The 19,349-nt window shown below is 71.2% G+C and carries 18 protein-coding genes; 6 read left to right on the plus strand and 12 right to left on the minus strand.

Annotated features, from left to right (window positions below; all coding sequences use genetic code 11):
• Window positions 1-67 precede the first annotated feature (67 nt).
• Complete coding sequence (locus OHO27_RS04655) at window positions 68-2,401, plus strand: excinuclease ABC subunit UvrA (RefSeq protein ID WP_328420543.1); 2,334 nt, start codon at window positions 68-70, stop codon at window positions 2,399-2,401.
• Here OHO27_RS04655 and OHO27_RS04660 read toward each other — a convergent pair.
• The 5 genes from OHO27_RS04660 to OHO27_RS04680 all read right to left on the minus strand — a co-directional run bounded on the left by OHO27_RS04660 (window position 2,391) and on the right by OHO27_RS04680 (window position 7,854).
• A complete protein-coding gene (locus tag OHO27_RS04660) occupies window positions 2,391-3,401 on the minus strand; it encodes a lysophospholipid acyltransferase family protein (protein WP_328420544.1) in 1,011 nt (336 codons plus the stop codon). The genes OHO27_RS04655 and OHO27_RS04660 overlap by 11 nt on opposite strands.
• Before the next feature lie 14 nt (window positions 3,402-3,415).
• Window positions 3,416-4,186, minus strand: coding sequence for a GNAT family N-acetyltransferase (locus OHO27_RS04665; RefSeq protein ID WP_328420546.1), 771 nt, complete (start codon window positions 4,184-4,186; stop codon window positions 3,416-3,418).
• A 302-nt stretch (window positions 4,187-4,488) separates the two neighbouring features.
• Window positions 4,489-5,235 (minus strand): succinate dehydrogenase/fumarate reductase iron-sulfur subunit, encoded by a 747-nt coding sequence (locus OHO27_RS04670; RefSeq protein WP_328420548.1) that lies wholly within the window; start codon window positions 5,233-5,235, stop codon window positions 4,489-4,491.
• Window positions 5,232-7,181: a fumarate reductase/succinate dehydrogenase flavoprotein subunit gene (locus OHO27_RS04675; RefSeq protein ID WP_328420550.1), complete on the minus strand. Its 1,950-nt coding sequence runs from the start codon at window positions 7,179-7,181 to the stop codon at window positions 5,232-5,234. The genes OHO27_RS04670 and OHO27_RS04675 overlap by 4 nt, the downstream gene beginning before the upstream one ends.
• Window position 7,182: 1 nt before the next feature.
• Complete coding sequence (locus tag OHO27_RS04680) at window positions 7,183-7,854, minus strand: succinate dehydrogenase (protein WP_328420552.1); 672 nt, start codon at window positions 7,852-7,854, stop codon at window positions 7,183-7,185.
• Between the two features lie 120 nt (window positions 7,855-7,974).
• On the opposite strand from OHO27_RS04680, the gene OHO27_RS04685 reads away from it, so the two are divergent.
• Entirely contained in the window at window positions 7,975-8,859 is an 885-nt protein-coding gene (locus tag OHO27_RS04685; RefSeq protein WP_328420554.1) for a LysR family transcriptional regulator, read from the plus strand.
• A gap of 3 nt (window positions 8,860-8,862) precedes the next feature.
• On the opposite strand, the gene OHO27_RS04690 is transcribed toward OHO27_RS04685, so the two are convergent.
• The 5 genes from OHO27_RS04690 to OHO27_RS04710 all read right to left on the minus strand — a co-directional run bounded on the left by OHO27_RS04690 (window position 8,863) and on the right by OHO27_RS04710 (window position 14,342).
• Window positions 8,863-9,759, minus strand: coding sequence for an SDR family oxidoreductase (locus OHO27_RS04690; RefSeq protein WP_328420556.1), 897 nt, complete (start codon window positions 9,757-9,759; stop codon window positions 8,863-8,865).
• A gap of 48 nt (window positions 9,760-9,807) precedes the next feature.
• Entirely contained in the window at window positions 9,808-10,002 is a 195-nt protein-coding gene (locus OHO27_RS04695; RefSeq protein ID WP_328420558.1) for a hypothetical protein, read from the minus strand.
• A gap of 125 nt (window positions 10,003-10,127) precedes the next feature.
• Window positions 10,128-12,263, minus strand: coding sequence for a putative bifunctional diguanylate cyclase/phosphodiesterase (locus OHO27_RS04700; RefSeq protein ID WP_328420560.1), 2,136 nt, complete (start codon window positions 12,261-12,263; stop codon window positions 10,128-10,130).
• Window positions 12,260-13,072: an SAM-dependent methyltransferase gene (locus OHO27_RS04705; RefSeq protein WP_328420562.1), complete on the minus strand. Its 813-nt coding sequence runs from the start codon at window positions 13,070-13,072 to the stop codon at window positions 12,260-12,262. The genes OHO27_RS04700 and OHO27_RS04705 overlap by 4 nt, the downstream gene beginning before the upstream one ends.
• Before the next feature lie 280 nt (window positions 13,073-13,352).
• A complete protein-coding gene (locus tag OHO27_RS04710; protein WP_328420564.1) occupies window positions 13,353-14,342 on the minus strand; it encodes an SCO0930 family lipoprotein in 990 nt (329 codons plus the stop codon).
• Window positions 14,343-15,087: 745 nt separating this feature from the next.
• Between OHO27_RS04710 and OHO27_RS04715 the strand changes: the two genes are divergently transcribed.
• The 3 genes from OHO27_RS04715 (at window position 15,088) to OHO27_RS04725 (ending at window position 16,775) form a co-directional block, all read left to right on the plus strand.
• Entirely contained in the window at window positions 15,088-15,216 is a 129-nt protein-coding gene (locus OHO27_RS04715; RefSeq protein ID WP_328420566.1) for a hypothetical protein, read from the plus strand.
• Window positions 15,217-15,231: 15 nt separating this feature from the next.
• A complete protein-coding gene (locus tag OHO27_RS04720) occupies window positions 15,232-15,996 on the plus strand; it encodes a bestrophin-like domain (protein WP_328420568.1) in 765 nt (254 codons plus the stop codon).
• A 269-nt stretch (window positions 15,997-16,265) separates the two neighbouring features.
• A complete protein-coding gene (locus OHO27_RS04725) occupies window positions 16,266-16,775 on the plus strand; it encodes a hypothetical protein (RefSeq protein ID WP_328420570.1) in 510 nt (169 codons plus the stop codon).
• Between the two features lie 172 nt (window positions 16,776-16,947).
• On the opposite strand, the gene OHO27_RS04730 is transcribed toward OHO27_RS04725, so the two are convergent.
• Window positions 16,948-17,442, minus strand: coding sequence for a hypothetical protein (locus OHO27_RS04730; protein WP_328420572.1), 495 nt, complete (start codon window positions 17,440-17,442; stop codon window positions 16,948-16,950).
• 331 nt (window positions 17,443-17,773) lie between these two features.
• Between OHO27_RS04730 and OHO27_RS04735 the strand changes: the two genes are divergently transcribed.
• A complete protein-coding gene (locus OHO27_RS04735; protein WP_328420574.1) occupies window positions 17,774-18,454 on the plus strand; it encodes a class F sortase in 681 nt (226 codons plus the stop codon).
• A 27-nt stretch (window positions 18,455-18,481) separates the two neighbouring features.
• Here the strand turns inward: OHO27_RS04735 and OHO27_RS04740 are convergent, their stop codons facing one another.
• Complete coding sequence (locus tag OHO27_RS04740; protein WP_328420576.1) at window positions 18,482-19,336, minus strand: polysaccharide deacetylase family protein; 855 nt, start codon at window positions 19,334-19,336, stop codon at window positions 18,482-18,484.
• Window positions 19,337-19,349 lie beyond the last annotated feature (13 nt).

Here is a 19,349-nt window from a genome sequence, read left to right on the forward strand (position 1 = left end):
CCCCGTTCGTTTAGAATTGCGGGGTTTGCCCACGACACCGACGCGTACCTTCCGGAGCCCTCACCCCATGCACTCCCCGCACGACCCCTACGTCCGCGTCCGCGGCGCCCGTGAACACAACCTCAAGGGCGTGGACGTCGACATCCCCCGGGATGTGCTGGCCGTGTTCACCGGTGTGTCCGGGTCCGGGAAGTCGTCGCTCGCCTTCGGCACGATCTACGCGGAGGCCCAGCGCCGCTACTTCGAGTCGGTCGCGCCGTACGCGCGCAGGCTGATCCACCAGGTCGGTGCGCCGAAGGTCGGCGAGATCACCGGGCTGCCACCCGCCGTGTCCCTCCAGCAGCGCCGCTCGGCGCCGACGTCCCGCTCCTCCGTGGGCACGGTCACCAACCTCTCCAACTCCCTGCGGATGCTGTACTCCCGGGCGGGCGACTACCCGCCGGGCGCCGCGCGGCTCGACTCGGACTCCTTCTCACCGAACACGGCGGTGGGGGCGTGCCCGGAGTGCCACGGGCTCGGGCAAGTGCACCGTACGACCGAGGAGTTGCTGGTCCCCGATCCGGGGCTGTCGGTCCGGGAGGGCGCGATCGCCGCGTGGCCGGGTGCCTGGCAGGGGAAGAACCTGCGCGACATCCTCGACGCGCTCGGCCACGACGTCGACCGGCCCTGGCGCGAGCTGCCCGCCGAGGAGCGGGAGTGGATCCTGTTCACCGACGAGCAGCCGGTCGTCACCGTGCACCCGGTGCGCGACGCGGACCGCATCCAACGGCCCTACCAGGGCACGTACATGAGCGCCCGCAGGTACGTCATGAAGACGTTCGCCGACTCCAAGAGCCCGACCCTCAGGGCGAAGGCGGAGCGGTTCCTCGCCGCAGCGCCCTGTCCGGCGTGCGGCGGCAGCAGGCTGCGGCCCGAAGCGCTGGCGGTGACCTTCGGCGGCCGGACGATCGCCGATGTGGCCGCGCTGCCGCTCACGGAGCTGGCGGGGTTGCTGGAGGGCGGCTCCTCGGAGGCGGCCCGTGTCCTCACCGAGGACCTCAAGTCCCGTATCGGGCCCGTCGTCGAGCTCGGCCTCGGCTATCTGAGCCTCGACCGCGCCACGCCCACGCTCTCGGCGGGCGAACTGCAGCGCCTGCGGCTCGCGACGCAGCTGCGGTCCGGGCTGTTCGGTGTCGTGTACGTCCTCGACGAGCCGTCCGCGGGGCTGCACCCGGCGGACACCGAGGCGCTGCTGACGGTGCTGGCGCGGCTGAAGGCGGCCGGGAACACGGTGTTCGTGGTCGAGCATCATCTCGACGTCATGCGCGGCGCCGACTGGCTGGTCGACGTGGGACCGCAGGCGGGTGAGCACGGCGGGCAGGTGCTGCACAGCGGGCCGGTGGCGGAGCTGGCGGCGGTCTCGGAGTCGGCGACCGCACGCTTCCTGTTCGAGGGCTCGCCCGCCGCAGTACGCCAAGTGCGTGCCCCGCGAGGCCAGTTGAAAGTCGGGCCGGTCACCCGGCACAACCTGCGCGGGGTGACCGCCGAGTTCCCGCTCGGTGTGTTCACGGCCGTCACCGGCGTCTCGGGTTCGGGCAAGTCCACGCTGATCGGCGAGATCACCGAGGAGCAGACGGATGTCGGGCGGCTGGTCTCGGTCGACCAGAAGCCGATCGGCCGCACCCCGCGCTCCAACCTCGCCACCTACACCGGGCTCTTCGACGTCGTACGCAAGGTGTTCGCGGCCACCGACGAGGCGCGGGCCCGTGGTTACGGCGTCGGGCGGTTCTCCTTCAACGTGGCGGGCGGTAGGTGCGAGACCTGTCAGGGCGAGGGGTTCGTCAGCGTGGAGCTGCTGTTCCTGCCGAGCACGTACGCGCCGTGCCCGGACTGCGGCGGGGCGCGCTACAACCCCGAGACGCTCCAAGTGGCGTACCGGGGACGGAACATCGCGCAGGTGCTGGACCTCACGGTCGAGGCGGCGGCGGAGTTCTTCGCGGACACCCCGGCCGTGGCCCGCAGCCTCGGCGCCCTGCTCGACGTCGGCCTCGGCTATCTGCGTCTCGGGCAGCCCGCCACCGAGCTGTCCGGCGGCGAGGCCCAGCGCATCAAGCTGGCGAGCGAGTTGCAGCGCGGCCGGCGCGGCCACACCCTCTACCTCCTCGACGAGCCGACGACCGGGCTCCACCCGGCCGACGTCGAGGTGCTGATGCGCCAGCTGCACGGGCTCGTCGACGCCGGGCACACCGTCGTCGTGGTCGAGCACGACATGTCCGTCGTCGCGGGCGCGGACTGGGTGATCGACCTGGGGCCGGGCGGTGGTGACGCGGGCGGACGGATCGTGGCGGCGGGCCCGCCCGCCCGGGTCGCGCGGGCGAGCGGCAGCGCCACGGCACCGTATCTGGCCCGGGTCATGCCGTAAGGGGCTCGGGCGACGGGGCGGACGGCGCCGCTTCGGCGACGGCGGCGGGTACGGCTTGGATTCCGCCCTTCGCCGGGAGCGCCACGGTGCGTGACGGCCGGGGGACCCGGACCTGATGGGCCCCCAGCAGCGCGGACACCTCGGCCGCGCGGGCCAGGGACCGGCGGTCGGGACGGCTGCCCGGCGCTATCGGCTCCCGCACGTCCGCCTCCGCGACCAGCTCGCGTGCCCTCACCACCCGCCACACCGAGGTGAGCAGCGAGTCCGCGCCGACGAAGGCGGCCGCCGTGCTGGGCGCGCCCTGGGCCACCCGGTAGCGCAGGCGGACCGGCTGGACCGGGACGCCCGCGTCGAGGGCGGCCTGGAACGCGGCCCGGCGGAAGTGGCCCTGGGCCCGTCCGCACCACGTACTGCCCTCGGGGAAGACGGCGACCGCCTCGCCTGCCCGCAACGCCTCGGCGATCCGGGCCACCGTCTCGGGCAGGGCGCGGATCCGGTCCCGGTCGATGAACAGGGCACCGCTGCGGGCGGTCATCCACCCCGCCACCGGCCAGTCCCGGATCTCCGACTTGGCGAGCATCCGGGCCGGACGGACGGCGGCGAGCAGCGGGATGTCCAGCCAGGAGACGTGGTTGGCGACCAGCAGCAGTCCGCCGTCGGGCGCGGCGCCGCCGTCGATCCGTACCCGGACGCCGGCGGCCCGTACGACCCAGCGGGACCAGCGCCGGACCAGTCCGCCGGGTATCCGCCCGCCGAGCGGGCTGAGCAGGAACCCGGTGATCAGCAGGAGCAGGACCGCCGCGATCCGCAGGGCGGCCAGGGGTACGGCCCTGGCCGGTCCTGTCGCGTCCACGCACCCCTGCGGGGTGCAGGGGGCGCTGGGCCGCCAGAGGGTCGCCACCTCGACGGGGTGGGCCCGTGCGGCCGGTGCGCCGGTCGCCTGGGCCTTGGCGGCGGTCGCCGTGGGGATCCCGACGGCACCGAGGGAGGGGGTGCTCATGGCCGCCACGTCCGTCACGCCGGGACGAGGGAGAGGAAGTGCCGCAGGTAGCGCGAGTTGACCCGGCGCATCGACAGCAGCACGTACATGTCGGCGACCCCGAACTCCGGGTCGTGCGCGGCCTCGCCGCAGACCCATGCGCCGAGGCGGATGTAGCCGCGCAGGAGGGCCGGGAGTTCCATGCGGGCGGCGGGGGCGGGCTCGGTGGGCTGCCAGGGCCGCAGCGGGCGGACCCGGTACTCCTCCGGGGCCAGATGCTTGGCCTGCACCCGGTCCCAGGTGGCCGCGGCGAGCTTGCCGCCGTCGGCCAGCGGGATCGAGCAGCAGCCGGCCAGCCACTCGTGGCCGCGGTCGACCATGTAGCGGGCGATGCCGGCCCAGATGAGGCTGATGACTGCGCCGTCGCGGTGGTCGGGGTGCACGCAGGAGCGGCCGACCTCGACCAGGTTGGGGCGCAGGCCGTCGATGCGGCTGAGGTCGAACTCGCCCTCGGAGTACAGCCGGCCCGCGACCGCGGCCCGCTCCGGCGGGAGCAGCCGGTAGGTGCCGACGACCTGGCCGGACACCTCCTCACGGACGAGCAGGTGGTCGCAGTACGCGTCGAAGGCGTCGATATCGTGACCCGGCTGCGGGGTGGTCAGCTGGGCTCCCATCTCACCGGCGAAGACGTCGTGCCGCAGCCGCTGGGCGGCGCGCACGTCCTCCTCGTTGCGGGCGAGGCCGACGGTGTAGCGGGTGGGTGCCGTGGGCTGCGGGGGACGGTCGACGGTCAGTACGCCGGTCATGGCTTACTCCTGGTCACGGGCCGGGGACGGCGAGCGGAGCTCGGTTGGAGCGGTGCGATGTGCCGCCCCTGTTCTTCCTATGCCGGTTGGCGTATGCGTGACCTGTGCCAGGAGAGTGGATGTGCGAATGTTGAACGGCGCGAGCTGGTACCGGCCGTCCATGTTCCGGTGTCCGGCCGGTCAGCCGGGCGATCCAGTGCTGTTCACCTGACAGGTCCGGAAACGCGAGACGGGGCCGGAGAGCACCACTCCCGGCCCCGCCCGTCCGCACCTTTCGGCGAACGTCTGTTGGGCTTCTGGCCCTACCGCTTCACCTTCCGCGTGGCCCGCAGCCACTCCTTGTTCATGCTCGTGATGGACATCAGCGGGATGCCCTTGGGGCAGGCGGTGGCACACTCTCCGGTGAGCGTGCACCCGCCGAAGCCCTCGTCGTCCATCTGCGTCACCATGTCCAGGACCCGGCTCTCGCGCTCGGGAGCCCCCTGCGGCAGCACGTTCAGGTGGTTGACCTTGGCGGAGGTGAACAGCATCGCCGCCCCGTTCGGACACGCGGCCACACACGCCCCGCAGCCGATGCACTCGGCGTGCTCGAAGGCGAGGTCGGCGTCCGGTTTCGGCACGGGTGTGGCGTGGGCTTCCGGCGCGGCACCCGTCGGGGCGGTGACGTACCCACCCGCCTGGATGATCCGGTCGAACGCCGACCGGTCGACGACCAGGTCCTTGATGACCGGGAACGCCGACGCCCGCCACGGCTCGATGTCGATCGTGTCGCCGTCCTTGAAGGACCGCATGTGCAGCTGGCAGGTGGTGGTCCGCTCGGGGCCGTGCGCGTCACCGTTGATGACGAGCGAGCAGGCGCCGCAGATGCCCTCGCGGCAGTCGTGGTCGAAGGCGACCGGGTCCTCACCGCGGAGGATGAGCTCCTCGTTGAGGGTGTCGAGCATCTCCAGGAAGGACATGTCGGAGGAGATGCCGTCCACGTCGTACGTGGACATGGCGCCGTCGGCGTCGGCGTTGCGCTGCCGCCAGACGCGCAGGGTGAGCTTCATGCGTAGCTCCGCTGGGTGGGGTGGACGTACTCGAAGACCAGGTCTTCCTTGTGCAGCACGGGAGCGGTGCCCGTGTCGGTGAACTCCCAGGCCGCCGCGTAGGCGAACTCGTCGTCCTTGCGGGCGGCCTCGCCGTCCGGCGTCTGCGACTCCTCGCGGAAGTGGCCGCCGCAGGACTCGCTGCGGTCCAGCGCGTCGAGGCACATGAGCTCGGCGAGCTCCAGGTAGTCGACGACTCGGTTGGCCTTCTCCAGCGACTGGTTGAACTCCTCGCCGGTGCCCGGCACCTTGATCCGCCGCCAGAACTCCTCGCGGATCTGCGGGATGCGTTCCAGGGCCTTGCGCAGTCCGGAGTCGGTGCGGGCCATCCCGCAGAACTCCCACATCAGTTCGCCGAGTTCACGGTGGAAGGAGTCCGGCGTACGGTCGCCGTCCACGGCCAGCAGCAGGTTGAGCCGGTCCTGCGTCTCGGCCAGTACTTCCTGCACGACGGGATGCTCGTCGGTGACCGCCTCGTGGTGCGGGTTGCGGGCGAGGTAGTCGTTGATGGTGGCCGGCAGCACGAAGTAGCCGTCGGCCAGGCCCTGCATCAGGGCCGAGGCACCGAGCCGGTTCGCCCCGTGGTCGGAGAAGTTGGCCTCGCCGATCGCGAACAGGCCGGGGACGGTGGTCTGCAGGTCGTAGTCGACCCACAGGCCGCCCATCGTGTAGTGCACGGCCGGGTAGATCCGCATCGGCACCCGGTACGGATCCTCGTCGGTGATCCGCTGGTACATGTCGAAGAGGTTGCCGTACTTGGCCTCGACGGCCTTGCGGCCCATCCGCTCGACGGCGTCGGCGAAGTCCAGGTACACGCCCTGCCCGCCGGGCCCGACGCCCCTGCCCTCGTCGCACACGTTCTTCGCGGCGCGGGAGGCGATGTCGCGGGGCACGAGGTTGCCGAAGGACGGGTAGATGCGCTCCAGGTAGTAGTCGCGCTCGTCCTCGGGGATCTTGTTCGCGGGACGGTCGTCGCCCTTGGCCTTCGGTACCCAGATCCGGCCGTCGTTGCGCAGCGATTCGCTCATCAGCGTCAGCTTGGACTGGTGGTCGCCGGTGCGCGGGATGCACGTGGGGTGGATCTGCGTGAAACAGGGGTTGGCGAAGTAGGCGCCGCGCCGGTGGGCCCGCCAGATCGCGGTGGCGTTGGAGTTCATGGCGTTCGTCGACAGGTAGAAGACGTTGCCGTAGCCGCCGCTCGCGAGTACGACGGCGTCCGCGAAGTACGTGTCGATGCGGCCGGTGATGAGGTCCCGGGCCACGATCCCGCGCGCCTTGCCGTCGACGACGATCAGGTCGAGCATCTCGGTACGCGGGTGCATCTCGACGTTCCCCGCGGCGATCTGCCTGCTCAGTGCCTGATACGCGCCGAGCAGCAGCTGCTGGCCCGTCTGGCCGCGGGCGTAGAACGTGCGCGACACCTGGACGCCCCCGAAGGAGCGGGTGTCGAGCAGGCCGCCGTACTCGCGGGCGAAGGGCACGCCCTGGGCCACGCACTGGTCGATGATCTCGACGGAGATCTGGGCGAGCCGGTGGACGTTGGACTCCCGTGCGCGGAAGTCGCCGCCCTTCACCGTGTCATAGAAGAGGCGGTGGACGGAGTCGCCGTCGTTGCGGTAGTTCTTCGCGGCGTTGATGCCGCCCTGCGCGGCGATGGAGTGGGCGCGGCGCGGGGAGTCCTGGTAGCAGAACTGGACGACGTGGTAGCCCTGTTCGGCGAGGGTGGCGCCCGCTGAACCGCCGGCCAGGCCCGTCCCCACCACGATCACCGTGTGCTTGCGCCGGTTGGCGGGGTTGACCAGCCTGGCCTCGAAGCGGCGCTTGTCCCAGCGCTCGCCCACGGGCCCGGCGGGGGCTTTGCTGTCGACGACCGGTTCGCCGGTCGTGTACTCGGCGTAGGTAGACATGTCAGCTCACCAATCCGGTCATGACGCCCACGGGCACGGCGATGAAACCGACCGTGAGCAGCAGCGCGAGGGTGTCGGCCGTGGCCTTCAGGGCGCGGTCGCGGGTGCGGCTGCCGGCGCCGAGGGTCTGGGCGGCGCTCCAGAAGCCGTGCCGGATGTGCAGGCCGAGGGCGAGCATCGCGACGATGTAGATGACGTTGCCGTACCAGGTGGAGAAGGTGTCCACGACGTTCTGGTACGGGTGGCCCTGCTGGAAGCCGCCGGAATGCACGGTGCCGGTCGTCAGGTCGAGGACGTGCCAGACGATGAACAGGCCGAGGATGATCCCGCCCCAGCGCATGGTCCGCGTCGCGTAGGAGGCGCGCGGCTTCTTGTGCACGTACTTGGTGGGGCGCGCCCTGATGTCGCGGCGGCTGAGCTGGTACGCCGACGTGGCGTGGGCGACGACGGCGACGAGCAGCACGACGCGGATCAGCCAGAGCGTCCACTCGTAGTGCATGAACGGTTCGCCGACCGTGCGCAGCCAGTGGCCGTACTCGTTGAACTCGCCCGCGCCGAAGTAGATCTTGAGGTTGCCGATCATATGGGCCACCAGGTACAGCAGCATGATCAGCCCGCTGACCGCCATCACGGTCTTCTTGCCGACGGTCGAGTCCCACACTGTGCGTGCCATGGACGGCCGTCGGTCCGTCCGCGTTGCCAGAGCCATGGAACAGGACGCTACGGCCGCACCACCTCATCGGTCCAAGACATGGTCCGGCTCGTTTCAATAGGCAGACTCTATGCTGGCTGGATGCAGTTCCAGCAGCTTCAGTACTTCGTGGCGGTCGCCGAGACCCGGCACTTCACCCGGGCCGCCGACCTGGTTCATGTCGCGCAGCCCTCGCTGTCGCAGCAGATCAAGTCGCTTGAGCGGGAGTTGGGCGCGGACCTGTTCCTGCGGGCGCGCGGCAACATCACGCTGACGGACGCCGGGGAGGCCCTGCTGCCGCTGGCCCGGCGCATCCTGGCCGACGCGGACACCGCACGGTACGAGGTGCAGGAACTGGTGCAGCTGCGCCGGGGGCGGGTCCGGCTGGGCGCGACGCCGAGCCTGTGCACGGGCCTGCTCCCGGATGTGCTGCGCGCCTTCCACGACCGCTATCCCGGCATCCAGCTGCTGATCGAGGAGGGCGGCTCGCACGACCTGATCCGGGAGCTGGCCCGCGGCGCCCTCGACCTGGCCCTGGTGGTCCTGCCCCTGCCGCCGGCGTCCCCCGCGCTGACCACGGTGGAGCTGCTGCGCGAGGACCTGGTGGTCGTCTCCTCGCCGGAGGCGCCCCGCCCCGGTGGCGGCCGGCGCACCGTGCGCATCGCCGACCTGGAGGGCGAGCGCCTGGTGATGTTCCGGCACGGCTACGACCTGCGTGAGCTGACGGTGGCCGCCTGCCGTGCAGAGGGCTTCGAGCCGGACTTCGCGGTCGAGGGCGGGGAGATGGACGCGGTGCTGGGGTTCGTGCGGGCGGGGCTGGGGATGGCCGTCGTACCGCGCATGGTGGCGGCCCGGTCGGGCCGGGGGCTGCGGGTCACCCCGCTGACCCGGCCCGGACTGCACCGCACGATCGCGCTGGCGCACCGCAGCGACGTGGCTCCGCCGCGGGCCGCGCGGGAGTTGCAGCGGATGCTGCTGGAGCGGTGAGCGTCAGCCGGCCGTGCGGGGCGTGAGCAGGTCCGGCATGCCGATGCGCTCGTAGAAGTCGGCGCGGACGCCGTCGGCGACGTCGCTGACCCGCTCCGAACCGTCGTCGGCCGGGTCGATGGTGACCCGGAAGGGCCGCTCGCCCTTCGGTGTGCCGACGATACGGACGATGGCTCGGGCCACCTCCATGACGTCGGCGTCGGCGGGTGCCAGGGCGGCCAGGGCCTTGCCGACGTCGTCCATCAGGCCCGCGTAGAAGGCGTCGTACGCCTCGGCGGTGGCCGTGTCCTCAGGGTGCATCGCGTGGGCGAAGTGATTGGTGCCCGAGGTGAAGGAGCCGGGGACCACGATGGCCGTGTCGATGCCGAAGCGGCTCAGCTCGACCGCGTAGCTCTTGGCCAGGTGGTCCATGGCGGCCTTCGCGCCGAAGTAGGGACCGAGGTACGGCGGGGTGCCGCCGTAGGTGCTGGACGACCCCACCCACAGCAGCAGACCGTCCCGTCGGCCCCGCATCTGCGGCAGCACGGCCCGGTTGACGCGCTGCGTGGACAGCACGTTGGTGTCGTAGATCTCGGCGATCTGCTCCGGCGTGAACGACTCGGCCGGGCCGAGGACCATGTGCCCGGCGTTGTGGACGACGACGTCGATCCGCCCCGCCTCGGCGGTGACCTGCGCGACCGCGGCGTCCACGGACTCCTGGCCGGAGACGTCGAGTTCGACGGCACGCAGAGCCACGCCGTGCCGGTCGGCATAGGCCTGCGCGTCCGCGACGGCGGGGGCGTTGCGGCCGGTCGTCTGCCGCATCCCGGCGTAGACCGTGTGTCCGGCGTCGGCGAGGGCGCGGGCGGTCAGGGCGCCGAAGCCGCTGGAGGCACCCGTGACGAGGACGACGTAGGACATGGCGAGCTCCTTGAGGGCTTGCGGAGCGTAGGGGGTGGTGCCGACGCGTCAGGCGAAGGTGATCACGCTGCGGCCGTGGGCGGAGCCCTCCGCCATGGCGTCGAGAACCGCCGGGGCCTGGTCCAGGGCGATCGGCGTGACCTCGGGCAGGATGCCGTGGGCCAGCGAGAAGGCGAGCGTGTCGCGCAGGTCGTGGGGCGAGCCGGAGGGGGACGCGGCCACGTGCAGGCGGTTGAGGACCATGGGCGGGGTGGGCAGCGTGAGCGGCCGCCCACGCCACCGGCCCCGGAACAGGCCCAGCCCGCCCCACTCCGGTCCGGGGCCGGGAACGGGCCCGCAGTCCGCCCAACCCGATCGGCCCCGTCGCCTCAGCCCGTGGCGTCCACCAGTGCCAGTTCGTGGAGTCGGTCCGGTGGGCCCGGGCGGGCGTAGTACCAGCCCTGGGCCGTGTCGCAGCCGAGTATGCGCAGTTGTTCGGCCTGGGCGCCGGTCTCCACGCCCTCCACGGTCACGGTCAGGCTCAGGCTGTGGGCCAGGGAGACGATGCCCTCGACGATCTTGAGGTCGACGGGGTCGGCCGGGAACTGCTGCATGCTCTGCGTGAAGGAGCGGTCCAGCTTGAGGATGCTCACCGGCAGCCGGCGCAGGTTGGCGAGGTTGGAGTAGCCGGTGCCGAAGTCGTCCAGGGCGATGTCGACGCCCATCTCGGCGAGGCGCCGCAGGGGCTTGAGCAGATCGTCGTCGGCGCCGATCAACGCCGACTCGGTGACCTCCAGGCAGAGCGCGTCGGGTGCCACGCCCGCGCGCTCCAGGATGTCCACCGTGTCCTGCACCAGCCCGGGGTGGGTGAGCTGGCAGGGCGAGAGGTTGACGTTGATGCGGAGCGGGCCCGCGTCGACGTTGCGTTCCCGCCACTCGCGTGCCTGGCGCACCGACTGCTCCAGGACCCAGCGGCCCAGCGGAACGATGAGCCCGGTGTGCTCGGCGAGCGGGATGAACCGGTCCGGGCCGAGGACGCCGTGCTGCGGATGCAGCCAGCGCACCAGGGCCTCGGCGCCGCGCACACTGCCGTCGCCGAGGTGGACCAGCGGCTGGTACTCGATGAAGAACTCGCCCCGGTCCAGGGCCGTCGGCAGCGCCGTGGTCAGCCCGTGCCGGGTGATGGCGCGGGCGTCGGCCTCCGGGTCGGCGAGCTCGAAGCGGTTGCCGCCCGCCGACTTGGCCCGGTACATCGTGATGTCGGCGCTGCGCAGCACCTCCGCCGGGCTGCGCTCCCCGGCCGGGCCCTCGACGATGCCGATGCTGCCGCGCACGGTCAGCTCCCTGCCGTCGACGCTGATCGGCGCGATCAGCGCGTTCATGATCCGGGCCGCGAGCTCGTCGACCTCGCGCTCGGTGTCGGGGCCGGTGGTCAGCGCCACGAACTCGTCGCCACCGAGCCGGGCGACCATCTCGCCGGGCGCGGTGGCGCAGGACTGCAGCCGGTCGGCGACCTCGACGAGCATCCGGTCGCCGGCGGCGTGGCCGAGGCTGTCGTTGACGGTCTTGAAGCCGTCCAGGTCGAGGTAGCACAGGCCGAACCGCTGGCCTTGCCCGGCGCCCAGTGCCTTCTCCAGGCGCTCGAAGAAGAAGGTGCGGTTGGGCAGGCCGGTGAGTGCGTCGTGGGTGGCCTCGTAGCGCAGCCGCAGATTGAGCAGGCGGCGCTCGGTGGTGTCCTCCATCAGGGCCAGCTGGTACTGCGGTTCGCCGTCGGCGTCTCGCAGCAGGGAGACCGTGAGGTTGGTCCACAGGACAGTTCCGTCGGGACGGTAGAACGCCTTCTCGACGTGGTAGTGCTCGCGCTCTCCGCGGACGAGTTCCTCGTAGAGCTTCCAGGTCTGCGGCGCGTCCTCGGGGTGGGTCCACTCCATGACCTTGCGGCCCTGCATGGACTGCTCGGACAGGCCGAACATCCGCAGCAGCGCGCCGTTGACCTGCAGGACGTTGCCGTCCAGGTCGGCGATGCCGATTCCTATGGCGGCGCCCTCGAAGACCGCGCGGAAGCGGGCCTCGGTGGCGTGCAGGGCCTGCGCGACCACGCCCTGTGCCTTGAGGGCGGCCGCGGAGATCGCCTCCTGCTCGGCCAGCGTCCGCTCGCGCAGCGCCAGGGCGAACCCGGCGGCCATGGCGTGCTGGAGCCGGGACGAGCGGGCCCGCTGGTCCTCCTGGTCGCCGTCGGTGCCGCAGTACAGCACGAGGTAGGCGTCGACGCAGTCCAGGGAGCGGCTGAGCGCCTCGGGGTCGGTGCAGTGCGCGGCGACGAGCGCGGCGCCGACCGCCTTGCCCTCGTCGGCCTCGAAGGTCCTGGACCTGAGCGCCTCGCTCAACCGCCGGGCCAGCGGCAGCAGTTGCTCCTCGAGCTCCGGCCGGGTCGACGACGTCGAGGTCACCGGGAAGACCGCCCGGCTCCAGATCGTCGCGAACCGGCGCAGTCTGTCCTCCGGCCCGTCCGGCCCCGCGCTCACGCCGTACGTCCCACGCCGGCGAAGCCGGAGAAGGCATACGGATCCTCGTCGTCCGGGGCGGTGTCCGGCCGCCAGAGCGGCATCGGCACCAGTCCGGGTTCCACCATGTCGTACCCCTCGAAGAACCGCGCGATGGCCTCGCGCGAGCGCATGATCAGCGGGTTGCGAATGTCCTTGTACACGTCCACGGTGCCCTTGGCCCGCTCCTCGGGCAGCGGGATTCCCTCGTACGAGGCATGCGTGAGCACCAGCATGCTGCCGGGCGCGAGCGCGTCACGCAGCTCGGCCACCACGGCGTACGGGTCGTCCTCGTCCTCCACGAAGTGCAGTATGGCAACGAGCAGCAGCGCCACCGGCCGGTTCAGGTCGATGAGGCGCTGGACCTCGGAACTGCCCAGGATCTCCTGCGGCTTGAGCAGGTCCGCGGCGACGATGTCCGCGGCGTCGTTGCCGTCGAGGACCGCCTGGCTGTGGGCGACGGCGACCGGGTCGTGGTCGACGTACACCACGCGGGCGCCGGGGACGGCGGCCTGGGCCACCTCGTGGACGTTGCCGAACGTCGGGATGCCGGAGCCGATGTCCAGGAACTGGGTGATGCCCTCGTCGACCGCGAAGCGCACCGCGCGGCGCATGAACGCCCGGTTGGCCTGCATGATCTTGGGGAGCCCCGGCATGAACTCCATGGCCTTGCGGGCGGCGTCCCGGTCGACCTCGAAGTTGTGCGAACCGCCCAGGTAGTAGTCGTAGATTCGCGAGACACTGGGCACCGAGATGTCGATGCTCCGAGGGGCCCAGGCGGGACGCTCCATCTATCTCTCCAAGGCGTAGGCGATCCGGTGTTCGAGCTGAGGCTACTGATCGCCCGCCAAAGGAGCGAGCGGAAACGGAAATTGACCATCCGTTCCCGGTCACTGCCTGTGGCACGTGCCGTATTGATGCCCCACTCACCCGCTACGAAAGCATCCGAAGCATTCCACAGAGTTCCGAACCATGGCGAAAGAGACCGAAGAATCATGGTGAATGGCGGCAAACCGGTCCGCCCCCTGCGCATGAGGCATCAGGGGGCGGACCGGTGGGAGGTGTGATCTTTTACTGCTCCGACGCGCCGATCGGCTTGCCGTCGGGGCGAATGGCGAACCAAGTGCCGCCGACGCCCTGACCGTTGGTGTCGCCGGGCTTCTTGTCACCGGCGAAGGTGTAGATCGGTACACAGTCGATGGTCTGCTGCTTGATCCCGTCGGGCCGGTCGAAGACCACGTAGCCCTGACCCCGGGGACCGGACCCCTTCAGGTCGATACCCTCGGTGTCCTCGGCGTCGACCGGCGCGATGACCGGCCACTTCTCCAGGCACTCGCCGGTGCACGCCGTCTTCATCGGCCAGGGCGAGTCCTTCATGAAGCGGTAGACCGTGTGGCCGTTCTTGTCGATGACGATCTCGCCGAGCTTCGAGTCCTCACGCGTGGACAGACCGGGCAGGTCGCCTGCCTCGGCACCCGCACCGCCCTGCGCCTTCTTGCCGTCGGGCGCGAGCGCGTACCAAGTACCACCGACGCCCTGACCGTTGGCGTCACCCGCGTTGGTGTCCTTCGCGAAGCGGTACGCCGGCCAGCCGTCGACCGTCAGCTGCTTGGTGCCGTCGGTCCGGGTGACCGAGCCGAGCAGCGCCTTGTCGATGCCGGCGCCGGCCGTGGCGTCGTCCGCGGGGACCGGCGGCCACTTCTTGGCGCAGTCGCCGTCACAGCTGGACTTGGGCGGCTCGGCGGTGTCCTTGTCGAAGCGGTACAGCGTCAGGCCGGAGCTGTCGGTCAGCACCTTGCCGAGTTCCTGATTGGTGGAAACGGCCAGCTCACCGGCGGAGGACGGCTTGGTGGCGGCGCTCTCCTGGCCCGCCGCGCCCGAGTCGTAGCCGGTGCCGTTCCCAAGGCCCGTACCGGCGGTCCCGTAATCACCGGCAGCGGCCGTGGCGCCGACGTTCTGGCTGCTCGCCGGCGGGGCCGTTTCCTGCCCACATGCCGTCGTCAGCGCCAGCACTGCCACGGCGCTCACCACGAGCGAGGCGCTCCGCCACGAGGTCTTCATCTTCAACTCCCCATAATCACAAGGGTGTTGCAGCGCCCTGCTGCGCCGCCGCACGACAAGAGGTACGCACGAAAGCCACTCCCGTGTTCAACCGGCGCACAAATTTCTTTCCGGAAGCTGTGAACACCGCCTCCCGTCGCACGCCCGTGCGCCTCGTCGGTTACGCCTCCGTCCGCTGATCAAACCTTTCGAGGGGCATCCGTCGCCCGTTCGGGGTATTCCTCTCACTCTCAGGCCTGTCGCCACGCGCGCGGGGCTCAGGATCTTCGTCGTGCATGGACTCGAACCGATCCAATCCACGCTCACCACACGGGCGTTGACGGTGCTGACGCTGACCTGGCTACTGGTGTCGGCGCCGGCCGGCGTGGCCGGGGCCACCGCCTGCGCGTACGCCGACACTGGCCCGGACGGTGCGAAAGCGGTGGCGGTCGCGGGGAGTTTCACCTGGCCCACTCCCCCGCAGTGCCCGTCGCCCACGCCGACCCCGACTCCCACCCCGACGCCCACGCCGTCGCCCTCTCCGGACCCCACGCCCACGCCACCGCCGAAGCCCACACCCACGCCGAGACCCAAACCGCCACCTCCCCCGCCCCCACCTCCCCCGGCGGCTCCGGCGCCCCCGGCTCCTCAGCCGGTGCCGCCCCGTCCGCGGCCGACCCCCACGCCCGCGCCGCCGCCCCCACCGGCGCCGGCGCCCGCACCGACGCCGTCGGCCGAACCCACCCCGAGTCCGTCCATCGCGCCGGTGCACTACCCGCCCTACCGGGCCACCCAGCACCGGCGGCCGGCGCACAGTGCCCCGTCGCCGCTCATCTTCGTCCTGCTCATCGCGGTACCGGCGATCGTCGCCGTCGCCGCACTGCGTCCGCGCTGACCCTGGAGGCTCCCCTTGCCGGAATGGCTTGTTCTCACCCTCGCGATGCTGGCCGCCTGCGCCGTGGTGGTCCTCATCACCTTCGTCCGGCACCGCACGGCGCCGGACGACGAGGATCCCTCCGACACCCCGGACGTCATCGAGTACATGACGATGTGGATCGGCGTGGTGTACGCCATCGTCCTGGGCCTGGCCATCGCGGGCGTGTGGGAGGGCCGTAGCGCCGCCCAGGACCACGTCCAGGCGGAGGCCGTGGCGCTGCACGAGATCTCGGAGCGGGTGCGGATCTATCCGACCGACGTCCGCGACCGCATTCGGGAGGATGTCAACGCTTATGTCGGACACGTCGTGACCACCGAGTGGAAGACGATGGCCGACGACGGCCGGATGACGGAGCGCGGCACCGAGCTCCTGCAGCGCGTCCGCGAGGACGTCACCGACTACGAGCCCGGGACGGACTTCGAGGCGCAGGCGTACCAGCCGCTCCTCGACCAGGTGACCGCCGCCGACCAGGCGCGCAACGCCCGCGCGAACTCGACCGGGGAGACCATGCCGGGCGTGGTGTGGTTCGGGCTGATCGCCGGCGCCATCGTCACCATCGGGATGATCTTCGCGCTGCAGATCCGGCGCACACCCCGCGAACTGGTCCTGGCCGGGGTGTTCTCCGCACTGATCGCCTTCCTGCTCTTCCTCATCTGGGACTTCGACGCGCCGTACAGCCGTGGCGTCACGGCCTCCGCGGAACCGTTTCTCGAACTCTTCCCACAGGCCAAGGACTGACAGCCCCTCACCTGACGGAGCGCCGGGGGGGGCGGCGGGCGGCGGAAGGGGGACGACGACAGGGGGCGAGTCAGGGCCCGCCACGCCGCACCCGTCCCCCGGTCGCAGGAACGAACGTCCCCCGAGCGGCCCACCACGTTGCCCCGTTCGTACGACAGCGATCGCGCAGGTGCGTGCTCCTTTCCTAGCGTTTCACTCATCGAGGTGCATTTCCGGCACCAGCGGAAGTAGCTCCGCAGCTGCTCCTCGGGAAACGCGGAGGACCCACCATGCGCGCGATACGTGTCGCTTCGGCCGCCCTGCTGGGCCTCAGCGCCCTCACCATGACCGTCCCCGCCGCCCACGCGAGCGGTGACAACTCCGGTTTCTGGGCCAGGGTCGCGCCCACCACCGTCGCGCCCGGCGGAGAGGTCAGGCTGCGCGCGACCGGCTGCGAGCAGGGCGTGACGGTGGCGTCGGCGGTCTTCGACACCGTCACCATTCCCCGGGGGCGGACCACGGCCAGGGTCACGGTTGACCGGGACGCCAGACCCGGTGCCGTGTACGAGGTGTCGTTCTACTGCGGCACGTTCTGGCAGACCGTCGACCTCACCATCGCGGGCGGCCGGCCCGAACCGGTGCGGCCGGATCACCCGCACAAGGGCGTCCACGCGGGCGGAGGTGGCACGCTCGCCGGGCTGGACCTCAAGGAGATCGCCCTGGGCGCCGCGCTCATCACGGCCGCGCTCGGAACGGCGTACCACCTATCCCGGCGCCGCACCGACGAGGACGGCGCCTGACGCCACCGCCGGGTGTCGTCGTACCGTGCTCGCCCCAAACCCCGCAACCCGCACAGGTCTTCGCCCCGGATCCCCACAAGGGGGCCGGGCACACGCCTTCGCCCCGACTCCCCACAAGGGGGCCGGGGCGAATGCCGGTGGACTTGCGATCCCGCTCCGACGGGCCCGCGGGTCAGATCCGCTTCTCCGCGCGGCGCCGCATCCAGAACACGCCGCCACCGACGAGGGCCACGGCGATGAGCCCGCCTCCGATGGCCATGTCGGTCGGCGTCGCGCCGGTGGAGCTGCTGCCGCCGATGCCGCCCTGGACGCCCCCGATGACGGTGAAGGCAGTCGGGTTGGTCAGCGTCCTGGAGTCGCAGGTGACCGTGACGCTGTGGGAACCCGGCCGCGCGTTCCTGTTGACCGTGGCCGTGCCCCTGGCGGTGTTGCTCCCGCGCACCGTACTCAGGTGGGTGGGCCGGAAGGCGTCCGAGGTCGCGGTGCCGCCTCTCGGGCAGTTGTCGACCGTGATGGTGATCTGCCCGCCGCGGGCGATGACGCTGGGCAGGACGACGATGTTGCTCGGTCCGGACGGCATGCCGTCCCGCGCGACGGCCGCGGGGGCGGCAAGGCTGAGAGCGGCTACCGCGGTGGCAGCGGCCGCCATGGCACGAGTGGTACGCATGTGATCCTCCGCGGAAGACGCCCCGGGAACCGTCCCCGGTCGATCGGCGAGAAAGCGCCTCCCAGAATGACCCTCAGATGCCGTGCCCCGGGCCGCATTTCGGCGATGGTCCGTCCTGGTGAGAGGACACGCCGACGGATAACCCCACAAGCTGAATTGCCGCAGGTCACGCACCGTCAGAATTTTCCTGTGGTCGGCAACTCGGATGGCGCACCGAAAGGAGCGGGGGCCACCCGTTCGTATCTGCCCCGTCGCCGCTTTCGCACGCGGGACTTAGCGTTCACATATGCGCGAATGACGGGGCGACGGCCGCGTCGAGAGGGGTAGTCGAATGTCTGCGTCCCAGCTGGCCGAACTGGCCGAACTCGCCGAAGAGGAGGAGCGGCGCAAGAAGCGTGCTCCTTGGGGAGTGATAGCGCTGGTTCTGCTGACCGGCCTCGCGCTCGTTCGCAACGGCTCGGGTGAGTTCGACGAGGGGCCTCCGCAGCCCGCCTCGGCGGCCGCCGCTGACACCCGGGTGCCCGGGGGCCTCTTCGCCGGGGTCCCGCAGCCGCTGCCGTACGCCTTGCCGGACCGCGTCAGGATTCCCGGCATCCAGGTCGACGCGCCGATGATCCCGGTCGGTCTGGACGTGGACGGCTGGGTCGGCGCGCCACCACCGGAGGACCCCAACCTGGCGGGCTGGTTCACCGGTTCGGTGTCTCCGGGCGAGAAGGGCACCGCGGTGGTAGTCGGCCATGTCGACAACGCTCAGGGCCCCGCCGTGTTCTACGGACTCGGGGGCCTGCAGAAGGGAAATCGCGTCGAGATCGTCCGCAAGGACGGAAAGACGGCTGTTTTCGAGATCTACGGCATCGAGGTGTTCGAGAAGAACGACTTTCCCGGCGACCGGGTCTATGCCTCGAAGGGGAGTGCCGAATTGCGGGTCATCACCTGCGGCGGCGGTTTCTCCCAGCAGAACGGTTACGACGGGAACGTCGTCGCTTTCGCCAGCCTGGTCGAGGTGCGCTGAGCATCCTCGCCGGGCGGGCGAAAGCCGTCACGCGTAATGCCGTTCCGGGACGGTGACGAAATACCCGGAGTCCAGCAGCTGCGGCAGGTAGGCGCGCAGCGCCCGGACGCTCTGGGAGCGGTCGCCCCCGGCGTCGTGCGAGAGCACCACGACGCCGGGGGCCGCGCCGTCCTCGACCCGGTCGACGATCGTGCGGGTGCCGGGGGCGGTCCAGTCGAGGGTGTCGACGGTCCAGGCCAGCGGGTCCATGCCCAGCTCGGCGCCGAGCCGGAAGGCGGTGCGGTTCCAGGCGCCGTAGGGGGCACGGAACCAGGCGGGGCGCTCGCCGTACGTCTCCTCGATGACGTCGCTGGTGCGCTCCATCTCCTCGCGGATCCGGCCGCGGCTGAGACGGGTGAGCAGGGGGTGGGACCAGGTGTGGTTGCCGACGACGTGCCCCTCGTCGGCCATCCGCGCGAGGAGGTCCCCGTTCGCGGCGACCATCTCGCCGCACACGAAGAACATCGCGCGGACGTCGTACTCGCGCAGCGTGTCCAGGATGTGCGGCGTGTAGCGGGGGTCGGGTCCGTCGTCGAAGGTCAGCACCATGGTGCGGCCGCGTCCGGACACGCGCAGCAGGGGCTCGCGCCGGATGAGGGTCCGGCGGGGTGCCGCCCTGGGCGGGCCGTACCCCGTCAAGGGCTGGAGCCGGTAGCTGGAGGGCTTGAGCGCGGGGCGCGCCTGTGCGCCCGCGGCGGGGGCGGCGGTGCGGACCGGCTTGTCGGTGTCGCCCGCGACCTTCGCGAACACTCCTGCCGTGCCGGCGGCTCCGACGGCGGCGGCACCGGCGAGCAGCGCGCGGCGGCGCGTGAGCAGACGTGGGGGCACCTGATCCTTCGTCATGACTCATCAGTCG

The organism is Streptomyces sp. NBC_00443 (genome assembly GCF_036014175.1).
In the GTDB taxonomy this organism is placed as follows: Bacteria; Actinomycetota; Actinomycetes; order Streptomycetales; family Streptomycetaceae; genus Streptomyces.

Excerpts from the sequence above, each read along its gene's own strand:
- OHO27_RS04670 (WP_328420548.1), bottom strand. The coding sequence starts at position 5,235 with ATGAAGCTCACCCTGCGCGTCTGGCGGCAGCGCAACGCCGACGCCGAC.
- OHO27_RS04735 (WP_328420574.1), top strand. The coding sequence starts at position 17,774 with ATGTCTGCGTCCCAGCTGGCCGAACTGGCCGAACTCGCCGAAGAGGAG.
- OHO27_RS04665 (WP_328420546.1), bottom strand. The coding sequence starts at position 4,186 with ATGACCGGCGTACTGACCGTCGACCGTCCCCCGCAGCCCACGGCACCC.
- OHO27_RS04675 (WP_328420550.1), bottom strand. The coding sequence starts at position 7,181 with ATGTCTACCTACGCCGAGTACACGACCGGCGAACCGGTCGTCGACAGC.
- OHO27_RS04705 (WP_328420562.1), bottom strand. The coding sequence starts at position 13,072 with ATGGAGCGTCCCGCCTGGGCCCCTCGGAGCATCGACATCTCGGTGCCC.
- OHO27_RS04680 (WP_328420552.1), bottom strand. The coding sequence starts at position 7,854 with ATGGCACGCACAGTGTGGGACTCGACCGTCGGCAAGAAGACCGTGATG.
- OHO27_RS04740 (WP_328420576.1), bottom strand. The coding sequence starts at position 19,336 with ATGACGAAGGATCAGGTGCCCCCACGTCTGCTCACGCGCCGCCGCGCG.
- OHO27_RS04690 (WP_328420556.1), bottom strand. The coding sequence starts at position 9,759 with ATGTCCTACGTCGTCCTCGTCACGGGTGCCTCCAGCGGCTTCGGCGCC.
- OHO27_RS04660 (WP_328420544.1), bottom strand. The coding sequence starts at position 3,401 with ATGAGCACCCCCTCCCTCGGTGCCGTCGGGATCCCCACGGCGACCGCC.
- OHO27_RS04685 (WP_328420554.1), top strand. The coding sequence starts at position 7,975 with ATGCAGTTCCAGCAGCTTCAGTACTTCGTGGCGGTCGCCGAGACCCGG.
- OHO27_RS04730 (WP_328420572.1), bottom strand. The coding sequence starts at position 17,442 with ATGCGTACCACTCGTGCCATGGCGGCCGCTGCCACCGCGGTAGCCGCT.
- OHO27_RS04695 (WP_328420558.1), bottom strand. The coding sequence starts at position 10,002 with ATGGTCCTCAACCGCCTGCACGTGGCCGCGTCCCCCTCCGGCTCGCCC.
- OHO27_RS04710 (WP_328420564.1), bottom strand. The coding sequence starts at position 14,342 with ATGAAGACCTCGTGGCGGAGCGCCTCGCTCGTGGTGAGCGCCGTGGCA.
- OHO27_RS04725 (WP_328420570.1), top strand. The coding sequence starts at position 16,266 with ATGCGCGCGATACGTGTCGCTTCGGCCGCCCTGCTGGGCCTCAGCGCC.
- OHO27_RS04655 (WP_328420543.1), top strand. The coding sequence starts at position 68 with ATGCACTCCCCGCACGACCCCTACGTCCGCGTCCGCGGCGCCCGTGAA.